The organism is Microbacterium rhizomatis (genome assembly GCF_008710745.1).
Taxonomy (GTDB): Bacteria; Actinomycetota; Actinomycetes; order Actinomycetales; family Microbacteriaceae; genus Microbacterium; species Microbacterium rhizomatis.
The window spans coordinates 628,061-641,762 of record NZ_VYSA01000002.1; the positions used below are offsets into that span (position 1 = coordinate 628,061).

A 13,702-nucleotide genomic window follows, 5' to 3' on the forward strand; every position below is an offset into this window, starting at 1 on the left:
CGTGCTGTCGTGTCGAAGCGTGTCGAAGCGTGTCGAAGCGTGTCGGAGCGTGTCGATGCTCGTGTCGCTGCGCTCCGATCGCTCGACCGTCATACTTGGTTTGTCGCACCAACCAATATAGTTCGTGACACGTACTATCGCAAGGAGGATCGATGACGGCCGACGGATCAGCAGCCGAGTTGAGCCCGATCGACGCCATGGCGCAGCTCACGTTCGTCGTGCAGCGGATGCTCGAGGAGCGGGCGGCCGACCAGGGCATCACGATCGTGGCGCTGCGGATGCTGGGCATCCTGCGCGACCGGACGCCTACGATGGCCGACCTTGCGACACGGCTCGAGCTCGACAAGTCGAGCATCACCGGGCTCGTCGACCGTGCCGAACGGCGCGGACTCGTCGCCCGCGTCCCGTCAACCGCCGACAAGCGCTCCGTGCTCGTGGAGCTCACGCCCGACGGCCGGCGCATCGTGGCCGGCGGCGAGCAGAAGTTCGAGGCCGATGTGGCCGCCCTGCTGGGCCTGCTGCCGGCATCCGATCGAGCGGCACTCGTGACGCTCGTGACGCGGCTGCTCGCCCTTCACGACGGGACGAGTCACGCGACCCGCTCAACCTTCGCCGGCTGACCTCCCGCCGAACCAGCCCCTTACCGCCGACCCGCCCCCATCCGAGCGCTCTGCAGAGGGGGTGGTCGGCGAGGAAGGGGGTGGTTCGACGCCGAGCGGGAGCATCCCTCCAGGCCGTGCGTCTAGGATCGGCATCTGAACGATCGCGCGCCGCGATCGCCTCCCGGACCGACGAGGTGCTTGGGTGTGAACACAAGCGTCTGAGGGGATTCGTGCGTCTCATCTTCGTCCGTCACGGACAGACACCGGCCAACGTCAAGGGCATCCTCGACACCCGTGTACCCGGCCCCGGGCTGACCTCGCTGGGCCTTCAACAGGCGGAGTCCCTGCCCGGCGCGTTGCGCGACGAGACGATCGACGCCATCTACGTCTCGACGATGGTGCGCACTCAGCTGACCGCGGCGTTTCTCTCCGCCTCGCTGGAGATCGAGACCATCGAACGATCCGGCCTGTGCGAGATCGGGGCCGGAGACCTCGAGGGGCTCGCGGACGAGGCATCCGTACGCCGCTACATGACCACGATCTTCGATTGGACCGCCGACCACCTCGACCTGCGCATACCCGGCGGAGAGTCGGGCACCGAGTTCCTCGCGCGATACGACCCCGTGATCGCGGAGGCCGCCGGCGCCTCCTCGACTGCCGTGATCGTCAGCCACGGTGCGGCGATCCGTGCCTGGTGCGCATTGCGCGCGTCCAATCTGCCGCCGGATTTCATCGCGCACCACCAGCTGCACAACACCGGGGTGGTGATCGTCGAGGGCGACCCGGGCGCCGGATGGCGAGTCGAGAGTTTCATGGGTGAGGCGATCGGTGGGAACACCCTCGATTCGGCGGAGTCGGGGCCCGCGGGCGACGACTTCGCGCCGAGCGGCGGGGTTCACCCCGCCGCGAGCCACCCCTTTCCCGCCGACCCCTCCCCTTAATTCGCGCAGGTAGGGGGTTGGCTGGGTCGGAAAGGGGCGGCCCGACGAACGGGGGCTCTGCGGTACCCGGGATTCACCGCTTCCTCGGAAGACCGTCGCGTCAGAAGTCGGTGTGGCCCAGGTCGGGCTGGGGGACGAAGCGGACGCGCCGACCCGCTGCGTGCAGCTCCAGGATGACGAGCTCGTTCCGGCCCGGAACCAGCACCGACCCCGGAACGTACAGCGTGTGCTGAGGCCCCCGCGTCCAGTACCGGCCGAGATTGAAGCCGTTGATCCAGGCGACGCCTTTGCCCCCCCGTCTGTCCCACGCGCGGCGCTGCCGAGCCACCCCCTTATCGCCCAGCCGCCCCTTTATCTCGCGCAGATACGGGGTCGGCTCGGCAAGAGGGGGGTTGCTCGACGTGGGAGCGGGACATCAGGACCCGGCAGCGGGACCGGATGACGGCGGCCCGGCATCGGCCAGCGCCCGGGCGCGGGCATCCACTGCGGCATCGAAACGCGCCCTGCGCGCGCGGGTGAGGAGCACGCCCGCAACGATCAGACCGACGACGACAAGCAGCGCCCCCAGCTCGATCCAGGGAACCACCCACAGCACGAAGGGCGTCGACGACGAGGTCAGCGTCGTGGGAACGGAGTCCTCGCCGACGACGACCGGCAGCACGTTGAGGGCGCCCGAGATGTAGACGAGCGGCCACGCGGACAGCGCCGCCGACACGGTCGTCTGCTGCCCCGGGAGAAGTTCCCGTACGGACGCGCTGGCGGATTCCGCCGCGAGCAGACCGAACGGGCCCGATGCGACCGCGAGGGTCTCCGCACCCAGTCGGACGTTGCCCGCGTTGCGGACGACGGCTTCGACACGGATCGTGCCCGGCTCGAACGGGTTCCAGGACGGGGCGTAGTCTGCGCGGGTGACCTCGACATCGATCTGAGGCTGGATCTCACCCGACACCCTCAGGTGCACGCGCACACCGACTCTCGTCGACACCTCGAGACCGGAGCCGTCCGGCGCGGTCAACTCGGCGACGACGCCTGCGGGGTGATCGCCGGGTGTCGCGTCGGCGGGAACCTGGATGCGGACGGCGAGTACCTTCATCGTCTTGGCAGGGATCTCGACCGTACGCACTGCGCTGGGCGACGCCTGATCGCCCGGTTCCGAGATCGTCATCCACGTGCCGCTGTCGCGAGGGGCCTGGCCTGCGGGCAGCAGATCGAAGTCACCGGTTTCGGAGATGATGCCGTCGCTCGCGTACACCAGGAAGGCAGCCGGGATGTCGCCGTGGTTGGTCACCGCGACATGGTCGACCACGGTCGTGCCGGGTTCCAGCGTCTGCCGAATCGATACTCGCCCGTCGACGGATGTGTCGGACGCCGGCGCCACCGACCACGAGACGTCGCCCTCCGCGGCGATCGCCGCGGAGGGCCCCACGCCGCCCAGCATCTGGCCGAGCAGGACCATGCCGATGAAGGCGATCGCGCCTGTACGAATTCGGATGCCGTTCACAGATGCTCCTCGTCGTTCCTTCGTGGCTGAGCCGACCCTTGACGCCGGGTCGGCCGATCGATCGGCAGGGGGCGGACCGGACTCCCGGCCCGCCCCCGACGATCGATCAGTCGACCGGGAAGAGCGACAGCGTCAGGTTCGCCCGGTAATCGCCTTCGGCTGCGGCGACCGGCAGATCCAGGACCAGACCGGCAGCGAGCACGGTCGTCCCGCGTCGATCGGCCGCCCCGACCGAAGCCAGCGGTGCGGGGACCGAAAGCCCGGTTCCGCCGTCCAGCGCCGTGGTCGTTGACGCGCCGAGCGTCACGCCGGGGCGCGTCTCGACGAGGCGCGGCTCCCATCCGAAGTGGTCTGCCGTCAGGGTGCCCGCCGCCGACGTGAAGCCCGACGACTGACCCGATGCGGCCCAGCCGCCGCCACCTGCCTGAGTGGCATTGCGCGAATCGGTGACGCGCAGCTCGGGCAGGTTGCCCGAGTAGCGCCAGCGATCGGTCGGAGTCGCCACGCGGGTCAGGACGACAGCGTCGCCGTAGTTCCCGACGGTCAGCGTCAGGGCGCCGGGGTCATCCACGACTGCAACCTGAACCGGGACCCCCTCGGCGTCGTCGGGCGCCGCACCCCGCGCCACGCCGCGCTGCCACGTGATCAGATCATCGATCTTCTGGTCGAGGCTCTGCGATCCGAGGGACGCCGCGACGTTCTCGAGCTGGAGCAGCGCCACGACGGCACCGGAGGCGTTGAGCGCGTCGGCTGCGCCCTGCGCGCTGTCCAGGGCGCCGGCGACCTGAGCCTTCAGAGCCGGATCACCCTCGACTCCCGAGAGGGTCTCGCGCGTTTCACGGAACGTGATGCAGTCGCCCGCATCGCCGACGACGCCTGCGGTCCACTGGATTCCCTTGAGGTAGTGCCCCAGGAAGGCCGGGTCGCTCCACGATACGTCGGTGTGGCCCGCACCCTCGTACCAGGATCGGCCGCCCTCGAAGTTCTGGCACCACGAGAGCGGGTGATCGGCGCCCATCCTGCCGTTGCCCGGGTTGTACGTGGTCTCGTCGAGCGTGAGGAGGACGTGGACGTCCTTGCGCGGATTGGCCGTGAAGTTGTACCACTCGTCGAATCGGGCCCACGCGGCCGGAAGATCGACCGTCGACGGGTGGTTCGGGTCTTCGACCCGCATGGTCGCGTTCTGCTGCGCCGGGTGATTGCGGAATCGGGCGCTTCCTCCGCTGAGCTGGCTGTACCAAGGCACGGCATGCATCGCATCGGTCGCGGCGTGCAATCCGACGTAGCCGCCGCCCGCCCTGATGTAACCCTGGAGCGCAGCCAGCTCGGTGTCGTTCAGAAGTCTCGGGGACGCCGGGTTCTGGCTGTTGGTTCCATCGACCGGCGAGGCGAACACGATGGTGTCGTACTGCTCGAGATTCTCCGCCGACGTGAACGGCGTGGACGGAAGCGTGAGAGCCGCCTGCGCGGGGTCCCAGACGTCCACGGTGAATCCGTTCTGCTGGCCGAGCGCGATCGTGGCCTGCGTCGTGAACGGGATGTGCGAATGGCGGAATCCGAGGGTCTTCGCGACCACGAGGACCTTGTACCCGTCATCCGCCTCCTCCGCGGCGTAGGCAGGTACGGCTGCCAATCCCATGCTCAGAGTGAGGCAGGCCGCCGCGGCGAGCGTCCCCCCTCGAATAGCGCGCTTGTGCATTCGATCTCTCCTTTGAGTGTCGAGGTAGGCAGACAGCGGGTTTTGTTGTCTTTGTCCACCTATTACGCGCTTGACGCTATCCAAGCAACTTCTGCTATGTCAATAGCGGAAGTTAACACTCGAAGTGCAGGTTTGGGATGATGACAGTCATTTGTGCCGATGAGCCGGCCAGGCCGTATCGCTCCGGATCGACGTCACGGGTTGTCGATGTCGACGTGATTCGTCGGCGCGTAGTCGAAGTAGTCCCCACCGACCCATGCCGAGTCCCAACCTGTGCACTCCAAGGTGATCCGGAGCTCGGACGGCCACGGGTTCCAATCCATGTAGTCACCCGTGACACCGCGGTAGGCGTCGATGAAGTCGAAGCCATGAGTCCCCGAGTGCAACCGGCGCTCTCCATCACCCCGGCTGGTGACCGCGACGCCGAACTCGGCGTCGGTGAATACGCCGGTCGGTTCGTACTGATTGCCCACCTTGTGAGAGATTCTGCTCAGGAACGGGTGACTGGGCGGGCAGCGGAGGGTGAAGAGGTGGCTCCCGTCATTCACCACTCTGCTGTCGAACTCGGACACTCGGACGGTGTCGTCTTGGACCTGGTCGACGATCTCGATCGTGAAGTGCTTTCGGACGAAGCCGAGCACGTTACTGGCAATGATGTCGAACGTGTAGGTGGCGTTGGCCGAACGCACTGCGGGCGCGGACGGGATCCCGTACAGCTCACCCGTCGCGCTATTGAGGGCGAACCCCGCAGGAAGATTCACGGCACTGAGCTCGGTCGTCGGCCCGAAGACATCGAAGTAGTAGGAATACGTGCGACCGATCTCCGCCGTGGGCGGAGCGCCTTCCACATCCACCCAGATCGGATTGACGGCGGGAATCATGTCACCGCCGGCCGCTCCGCCCTGTGCAGATGCGGGTACCGCCACGACACACGCAAGGGCGATGCCGGCCAGCACCGCCATCAACCCGCTGACCAGACGACCCTTTTTGTTTCGACGTTGCATAATATCAATATATTGATCGCCCCACTCCTGAACGTCAAGGAGGGGTTTGACGATTTCCTTCTGAGGTCTCGTCCACCCGCACCGAGCCAGGCCGTTCCTGACCAGCCACCCCCGTGCTGCGCGCCCTCACAGGGCGCCGGCGGCCGGACCGGCCACCCGGTCGATGACCCGTCGCCACGGCTCCCACTCGGGATCGTGCGCGGGCCAGACCTCGAATCCGGGGCGACCGTCGAGCTCGCGCAGGCGTTCGATCGCAACCTGGGCCGCCCGCGCGCCTTCCGGCCCGACGGTGGAACCGCACGCGCGGCCGTGGACGATGTTCGCCCTGAGGTCGGCGGCATCGCCGGCGAGAACGACCGTACGATCCGGGAGGGTCACGACGAACGACTGATGACCGGGCGTATGCCCGCCGGTGTCGATCGCCTGCAGCCCGTCGGCGAGCACCGTGTCACCCTCGAGCAGGACCGGCTGGAGGCCGGGACGCACGAGATCGGCGATGAACAAGAAGTTGATCCGCGGGTCCTCGACGGTGCGGACGTGGTCCCACTCCCGGCGCTGGAGGAGGAGCGGCTGGTCGGGCGACAGAAGCCGCGCCGCACCGGTGTGGTCGAAGTGCGCGTGCGAGATCGCCGCGCCGGCGAGGTCGGACCACTCCAGACCGGCCTCCGCCACCTGCTCCTTCAGGGGGTCGCCGGAAGGCACGATCGCCGCGTAATTCTCGTAGTCGAAGGATGCGGTGCGCACCGCCCGATCGCGGATCCGGGACGGATCGAATCCGCCGTCGATCAGGATCCAGCCCTCGTCGAAGACGATGGCGACGGCCGTGACGGGCTCCATGAGGTAGCGGAAGCCGCTGCCGCCCGACACCGACACCGCCTCGGCGATCGCCTCGAACCCGACGACGAGCGGGATGAGGTTCTGCGGGCGACCGGCGACACGGAGCGGCGGGGAATCGCGCCAGCCGAGCGGCTCGGGGGCGACAGCGGTGCCCGCCTCCTGGTGCACCCCGGGGGTCCCGCTCGCAGCTGTCCCGGTCACACCGTCGCTCCGCCCGCGAGGTAGGCGCGCCAACCGCCGAAGTCGCTGATATCGGCCGCGCCGGCGAGGGCGGCCGGCTCGCAGAGGAACCCCGACACCCGCGACCCGTCGGCGAGCTGCACCGATCCGATGGCCATCGGTTGCGGCAGCGAAGAGACGAACGCGCCGAATCCTGCCGCCGGAAGGCGCCACACCTCTCCGGCGATCGACGTGCCGTCCTGAGCGGCCCGCACGAGGCCCGGCTTCGCAGGAGTGGTCGCGAGGGCGTGGAGACGGTAGATGCTCGCGGTCTGCACGTCGGCGACGAACGACCCGCCGACCGCCACGAGCTGGTGGTTGAGGGGCTGATCGCGCAGGTGCGCCCCCACCACGAGGATGTCGATCTCCGCCGCCGAGAGGCGACCGGCCAACTCGGCCAGGCGGCGGTCGGCGAAAGCCGGGCCGGTGAGCATCACGCCGAACGGGAGGCCGTTGACCACTCCCGCGGGGACGGCGAGCGCGCTCCGGTCGAGGAGGTTCGCGAAGTTCGTGAAGCGTCCCATCCTGCTGTTGGCGCCGACCGGGTCGGCAGCGACCTCCGCGATGCTCGGATGCCAGGTGGTCGTGGGCGTGAGGAGAGCATCCGTGCCTTCGAGCCTCGACATCCCCTCCCACCCCAGCGCCGCGAGGCGCTCGCGGTCCCGCACATAGTCGACGGCCCGCACGTCGGCGCCGGCCAGCACGATCGCGGCGACGGTGGGGTCGATGTCCGGGCCGATCAGGTCGGTGTGGGCGGCGATGAAGTCTCCGACGGCGGCTGTGCGCTCCGCGACGAACGCCCCGCCGTAGAGCAGTTGCGCGGCCTCGAGGAGCGGCGCGATATCGACCTCGACGATCTCCACCCCGGTGGCTTCGAGCCGGTCGACCGTGGCTCTGAACGCCTCGACCCATCCGTCGGCCATGCCCTGCAGGTGCTCGGGAGTGGGGATGGCGACACGCGGAACCGCCGGCAGCCCGGGCGTCGGCGCGTCCGCACGGGCGAGCACGTCGCGACCGTCCTGGCCCGACATCAGTTCGGCCGCGCGCCGGGCGAGGGCGAGGTCTCTCGCGAAGACGGTGACGCAGTCGAGGCTCCGGCAGGCCGGTACGACTCCGGTCGCGGGGACGAGACCGAACGTGGGCTTGACGCCCACGATCCCGTTCAATGCCGCGGGCACCCGGCCGGATCCGGCGGTGTCGGTCCCGAGGGCGATGTCCACGATGCCCAGCGCGGTGGCGACCGCCGATCCAGAACTCGAACCGCCGGAGATCCGTTCGGGGTTCCACGCATTGCGGACCGCACCGAAGGGGCTGCGCGTGCCGACGAGTCCCGTCGCGAACTGATCGAGGTTCGTCTTACCCAGCACGATGACCCCCGCGGCGCGCAGACGCGCGACCGCGGTGGCATCGGCATCCGGGTGATACGCGTACGCCATGCTGCCGGCGGTCGTGGGGAGTCCCTCGACGTCGATGTTGTCTTTCACGGCGGCGATCGCGCCGGCGAGCGGTAGGCGCTCTCCCCCCGCGGTGCGACGGTCGATCTCGGTCGCCTCGGCCAGGACGTCGTCGCGGTCGCGCAGGGTGATCCAGATCTCGGGGCGGTCGACGGCTGCGATCCGCTCGTAGGCGTCCGCGACTCTCGCCACGGCGGACGGGCGGGTCATGCCCGCGCCCCGATCGCGGCGAGGATCTGCCCGGCCGCGACGCTCTCACCGGATCGCACGTACACGGCCAGCACATCGCCCGCGACGGGTGCCGTCACCGCTGTCTCCATCTTCATGGCCTCCAAGGTAAGGATCCTCTCTCCGTGCGTCACCGTCGCGCCCTCGCCGGCGGCGACCTGCCAGACCGTCGCCGCGAACGGCGCAGTCACGGCGTGTGCGCCCTCGGGAATCTCGACCGCATCCGCTGCGATCGGGGCGGAGGTGGATGCCGCCCTGTCGAATTCGCCGGAGAGTCGCCAGCGCTCTCGCTCTTCGTCGAAAGCCCTCCGCTGCCGCACCCGGAACGCTTCGATCGACCCCGAATTCTCACGGAGGAACGCCTCGTGCGCAGCGATGGCGAACGTACCATCGTGCGTCTCGAACCCGCCGCGCCCCGCATCCGTCTCGGCGCGCAGGTCGAGCAGCTCCTCGGCCGAGACCGGGTACCACTCGATCCTGTCGAAGAACCGCAGCGCCCACGGGTTGTCCGCGAAAAGGCCGCCGCGGCGGAACCGATTCCACACCTGCACGGTGCGTCCGACGAACTGGTACCCGCCGGGACCCTCCATGCCGTAGATGCAGAGGTACGCCCCGCCGATCCCGACGGAGTTCTCGGCCGTCCACGTGCGCGCGGGGTTGTACTTGGTCGTCACGAGCCGGTGGCGAGGGTCGAGGGGCGTCGCCACGGGGGCTCCGAGGTAGACGTCGCCGAGCCCCAGCACGAGGTATTCGGCGTCGAAGACCGTGCGGTAGACGTCGTCGACGGACTCGAGCCCGTTGATGCGCCGGATGAACTCGATGTTCCACGGCGTCCAGGGCGCGTCGTCGCGGACTCCGGCCATGTACCGCTCGATCGCGAGCCGGGTCGCCGGGTCATCCCACGACAACGGCAGCCGCACCGTCCGAGACGGCACGATCAGGTCGCTCGTCGGCGGCAGCTCCTGCTCGATCTCGCGGAGGAGCCCGACGAGCTGCGACGCGCGCAGAGTCGCGGCATCCGTATGAATCTGAAGAGAGCGGATGCCGGGCGTCACGTCCAGGATGCCCTTCGGCGCCACCTCCGTCAGCCGGGTCTGCAGCGCATGGACGCGCATCCGAAGGCCGAGATCGAGCACCTGTGCGCCGTACTCGATGAGCACGTTGTCGTCACCGTCCCGGCGGTAGGTGACCTCGGGCCGGACGGTCTCCTCGTCGACGATCATCGGCTCGATCCGACCGAGGATGCCGTCATCGCCGTCGCCGGTGCCACTGCCGCGGGTCGCCCCGATCAGCAGCGGGCGCGACGGGGAGATCGACGCGGCACCGCTCTCGGCGACGGCGACGAAACGCACGCCGTCACCGGGGCGCAGCTGCCCGAGCTTCCACAGGTCGGCGCTGGCGACCACCACGGGGCACACGAATCCGCCGAGGCTCGGACCGTCCGGTCCGAGCAGGATCGGGGTGTCTCCGGTGAAATCGAGCGCTCCGACCGCGTAAGGGGTGTCGTGGATGTTCGAGGGGTGCAGCCCGGCCTCGCCCCCGTCCTGCCTCGCCCACGACGGCTGGGGTCCGCTCAACCTCACGCCCGTGCGGGCCGAGTTCACCTGCACCTCGTATCGCGACGCGTAGATCTCGTCGATGTCTGAGCGGGTGAAGTACTCGGGCGCGGCGTGGGGCCCTTCGGTGACCGCGATGACCCATTCGTCCGTGAGGTGGGGCCGCCGCTCGGCCGGCGTGGGCACGGAGCGGCCGGCCGTGAGCGAAGAACCCACCCGGAGCACGTCACCGGCCGCGAGCGCGCGCCCGCCGTGGCCGCCGAAACCGCCGAGGGTGAACGTGGACGCGCTGCCGAGGTAGTCGGGCACGTCGATGCCGCCCGCCACCGCGACGAACAGCCGCAGCCCCGGCCCTTCCGCACGCCCGATCTGCACGATGCCTCCCGCCGGAATCGCGATCGGCTCCCACATCCGCACAGGCGACCCGTCGACGAGGATGTCGGCGGGAGCCCCCGTGACGCAGATCCTGGTGGCGACCGAGAACCGCAGCTCCGGGCCCTGCAGCGTCACCTCGAGACCGGGCGCGCCCGGCGGATTGCCGACGGCGAGGTTCGCCTCGCGGAACGACACCGCGTCCATGGGTCCCGACGGCGGAACCCCCACCTGCCAATATCCGAGACGGCCGGGCAGATCCTGCACGGTGGTCATGGTCCCGGCAGAGAGGACGTCGATGCGGGGATCCGGATCGGATGTCTCGGCCAACGTCGTGGTGGAGTGCTCCCCCGCACGGAAGACCGGGGCGGTCGTGAGGGCCCGCAGCATCCCGATCCCGGTCACGATGCCGTCGATGCGGCTCGCCGCGAGTGCCTCGCCGAGGAGGTCCATCGCCGCCTCGCGGGTGTCGGCGTGCGCGACGACCTTCGCCAGCAGGGGATCGTAGAACGGGGTGATCTCTGCACCGGCCTCCACCCAGCCGTCGACGCGGACGCCGTCGATGCCGTCCCCGCCCTCGCCGGGCAGCCGGACCTGCGTCACCAGCCCGGTCGAGGGCGCGCAGTTCCGGTCGGGGTCCTCCGCGTAGACGCGTGCTTCGAACGCGTGCCCGCGAGGGGTCCAGGTCTTCTCGAACAGCTCGGGCTCGAGCGAGCCGGCCCCGTCGCGAGCCAGCCGCAGCATCAGGCCCACGAGGTCGATCCCCAGTACGGCCTCGGTGACCGGATGCTCGACCTGCAGCCGCGTGTTGACCTCGAGGAAGCTCGCCTCTTCGCGGACGGGGTCGTAGACGAACTCGACCGTCCCCGCCGATCGGTAGTCGATGCTCGCCGCGAGCCGGCGTGCGGAGTCGTGCATGGAGGCTCGGACGTGCGGAGGCAGGCCGAATGCGGGCGCCTCCTCGATGACCTTCTGATTGCGCCGCTGGAGCGTGCAGTCACGGTCGCCGAGGACAGCGATCCGGCCCGCGCCGTCGCCGAAGACCTGCACCTCGACGTGCCGCGCGGGGCGAACGAGCCGTTCGAGGAAGACACCCGACGACCCGAAGCTCGCGTCTGCCTGGCGCACGACAGCCTCGAACCCGGCTCGCAGCTCGGCCTCGTCGAGGCAGACGCGCATCCCGATCCCGCCGCCTCCTCCTGTCGCCTTGAGCATCACCGGATAGCCGATGACCTCGGCGGCGGCGGCCGCCTCGTCGGCATGGGCGAGAAGGCCGGTGCCGGCGAGCAGCGGCACGGCGGCGGCTTCGGCGAGAGTGCGGGCAGTGTGCTTGAGCCCGAAGGCCGCGAGCTGATCCGGGGTCGGGCCTACCCACGTCACTCCGGCGGCTTGGAAGGCACGAGCCGCCTCGACGTTCTCGGCGATGAACCCGTAGCCCGGATGCACCGCCCCTGCCCCCGCAGACGCGGCGGCCTCGAGGAGCGCGTCCAGACGGAGGTACGACTCGCGTGCCGGCGCCGGCCCGAGCCGCACGGCGTGATCGGCTTCGCGGACGTGCGGCGCGGCGCGATCGGCGTCGGAGTAGACGGCGACCGTGCGGATGCCGATCTCTCGCGCGCTGCGGATGATCCGCCGTGCGATCTCGCCCCGATTGGCGATCAGCAGCGTGTCGAAGCCGCCGCTCATTCCGGTGTCTCGATCACGCGCGTCACGATCATGCGCAGCGGCGTGCAGTTGAAGTCGTTGCACGGGTTGTTCATCTGCGGGCAGTTCGAGACGATGACCAGCACGTCGCGCTCGGCGCGAAGCGCGACGCGGCGGCCGGGCGCCGACATCCCGTCGACGATGCCGAGCGACCCGTCGGGCTCGACGGGTACGTTCATGAACCAGTTCAGGTTCGACACCAGGTCGCGCACGCCCATTCCGTGGCGCCCCGCCTCGGCGAGGAAGTTCTCTCGGCAGGCGTGGTGGTAGGCGGTGTGGGGGCCGTAGCGGAGGGTGTTGGACTCGCGGCTGCACGCGCCGCCGATCGTGTCTTGGCGCTCCACCTCGTTGCCGACCACCGTCATGAGCGCGCCGCCGAGGTTGCTGCGCAGCACGGTGCCCTCGCGCACGTAGGCGTTCCCCTGCCACGCGAGCGTATCGGGCACGCTGTAGCGCTCGTCGGTGCGATGCGCGTCGAAGAGGAGGCAGTCCGCGGACTGATTGCCGCCCACGTCGACGATCGTGAGCACGTCGCCCGCCGACACGATGGCCGACCAGGGAGCGCGCGGGGCGACCCGGTCGTCGCGGACGATCTCGCCCGCCGACAGGGGCGCGCCCCACTCGAGGGGCGATCCGGGCGCGTAGACGGGGCGCTCGGGAACGGTCGTGATGATCGTCATGGGTGCGGCCTCCCCGCTCAGAGCCCGGCCGCTTCGGCGTAGGCGATCGTGTTGAGGTAGGCCCTGCGCAGTTCGGGCGTTCGGGCGAACCGAGGGTCACGGGCATCCGTGGCACGATCGCGCCAGGCATGCACACGGAGCGCACCGACGATGTAGTCGGTGCGCGGATCGAGCGGATGCGGCACATTGGCCACGAGGACGATCAGGGGCAGCTCGGCGAGGATCTCGACCGACCCGCCGGCGCCGGCGGAGCCCTGCCAGGCGAAGCCGCCGTCGTCGTCGACACGCACGCCCTGGAACAGCGAGATCGACGGCGGCAGGTCTCGGCGCTCCAGCCCGTGCTTGGTCGCCGCGAGCTCCAGCAGGCCGCGACCCGACGGTGAGGGCCCTTCGGGGGCGGCGTCGCCGTACCGGCGCTCGTTCCAGGCGTCGCTGCTCGTGCCGCAGAACGCGTCGTGCCGCTCGGAGGTGTCGGCCACGATGGTGGCGAGCACGCGCCCATCGCCGGACAACAGGGGGTGGCCCTCGCCCAGATAGGCCTGCCAGGGGATCTTCTGCGTGTCGGCGACGTTGAGCCGCTCGCCCGGCTCGACGGCGTTGAAGAGCACGAGATGCGCGCACGCGTCGCCGGTCGGGTCGTCGAATCGGATGCGGGTCCCCCGCGCCACCCGCAGGTGGGTGTAGCCGCCGGGAGCAACCGTCTCGGCCCACGTCAGCGCGTCGGGGTCGACCCCGTTCGGCGGGTACGGGGTCTGCGCAGCGGGAAGATACGGCATCCATTCCGAGACGAGCGCGCTCTGCGCGCGGGCGTCGGCACGCGCTGCTCCGACGCTTGCCAGCACGCGTGCGGCGCCGCCGTCCGACTCGTCGCTGCGTTCCGTCATCTGCGCCCCCTCGGCTCATCG

At 69.8% G+C, this 13,702-nt stretch carries 11 protein-coding genes; 2 read left to right on the forward strand and 9 right to left on the reverse strand.

Annotation, left to right across the window (positions count from 1 at the left end; all coding sequences use genetic code 11):
• The first annotated feature begins 152 nt into the window (after positions 1–152).
• Both F6B43_RS11310 and F6B43_RS11315 read left to right on the forward strand, forming a co-directional pair.
• Complete coding sequence (locus F6B43_RS11310) at positions 153–620, forward strand: MarR family winged helix-turn-helix transcriptional regulator (RefSeq protein ID WP_150449030.1); 468 nt, start codon at positions 153–155, stop codon at positions 618–620.
• 212 nt (positions 621–832) lie between these two features.
• Complete coding sequence (locus F6B43_RS11315) at positions 833–1,543, forward strand: histidine phosphatase family protein (protein WP_150449031.1); 711 nt, start codon at positions 833–835, stop codon at positions 1,541–1,543.
• Between the two features lie 100 nt (positions 1,544–1,643).
• Here F6B43_RS11315 and F6B43_RS11320 read toward each other — a convergent pair whose 3' ends face one another.
• From F6B43_RS11320 to F6B43_RS11360, 9 genes are all read right to left on the reverse strand, one after another.
• Positions 1,644–1,871, reverse strand: coding sequence for a hypothetical protein (locus tag F6B43_RS11320; protein WP_211368116.1), 228 nt, complete (start codon positions 1,869–1,871; stop codon positions 1,644–1,646).
• A gap of 87 nt (positions 1,872–1,958) precedes the next feature.
• Positions 1,959–3,044 (reverse strand): DUF916 domain-containing protein, encoded by a 1,086-nt coding sequence (locus F6B43_RS11325; RefSeq protein WP_150449032.1) that lies wholly within the window; start codon positions 3,042–3,044, stop codon positions 1,959–1,961.
• A 106-nt stretch (positions 3,045–3,150) separates the two neighbouring features.
• Positions 3,151–4,743, reverse strand: a complete 1,593-nt coding sequence (locus tag F6B43_RS11330; RefSeq protein WP_150449033.1) for a ThuA domain-containing protein — start codon at positions 4,741–4,743, stop codon at positions 3,151–3,153.
• Positions 4,744–4,937: 194 nt separating this feature from the next.
• Positions 4,938–5,747: an Ig domain-containing protein gene (locus tag F6B43_RS11335; protein WP_150449034.1), complete on the reverse strand. Its 810-nt coding sequence runs from the start codon at positions 5,745–5,747 to the stop codon at positions 4,938–4,940.
• 126 nt (positions 5,748–5,873) lie between these two features.
• The gene (locus tag F6B43_RS11340) at positions 5,874–6,785 is read right to left on the reverse strand and encodes an N-acyl homoserine lactonase family protein (RefSeq protein ID WP_150449035.1); all 912 of its coding nucleotides are present in this window, start codon (positions 6,783–6,785) and stop codon (positions 5,874–5,876) included.
• Entirely contained in the window at positions 6,782–8,467 is a 1,686-nt protein-coding gene (atzF, locus tag F6B43_RS11345) for an allophanate hydrolase (RefSeq protein WP_150449036.1), read from the reverse strand. The genes F6B43_RS11340 and atzF overlap by 4 nt, the downstream gene beginning before the upstream one ends.
• The gene (uca, locus tag F6B43_RS11350) at positions 8,464–12,099 is read right to left on the reverse strand and encodes an urea carboxylase (RefSeq protein ID WP_150449037.1); all 3,636 of its coding nucleotides are present in this window, start codon (positions 12,097–12,099) and stop codon (positions 8,464–8,466) included. The genes atzF and uca overlap by 4 nt, the downstream gene beginning before the upstream one ends.
• The gene (locus tag F6B43_RS11355) at positions 12,096–12,797 is read right to left on the reverse strand and encodes an urea amidolyase associated protein UAAP2 (RefSeq protein WP_150449038.1); all 702 of its coding nucleotides are present in this window, start codon (positions 12,795–12,797) and stop codon (positions 12,096–12,098) included. The genes uca and F6B43_RS11355 overlap by 4 nt, the downstream gene beginning before the upstream one ends.
• A 17-nt stretch (positions 12,798–12,814) precedes the next feature.
• A complete protein-coding gene (locus tag F6B43_RS11360; protein ID WP_150449039.1) occupies positions 12,815–13,681 on the reverse strand; it encodes an urea amidolyase associated protein UAAP1 in 867 nt (288 codons plus the stop codon).
• Positions 13,682–13,702: the final 21 nt, after the last annotated feature.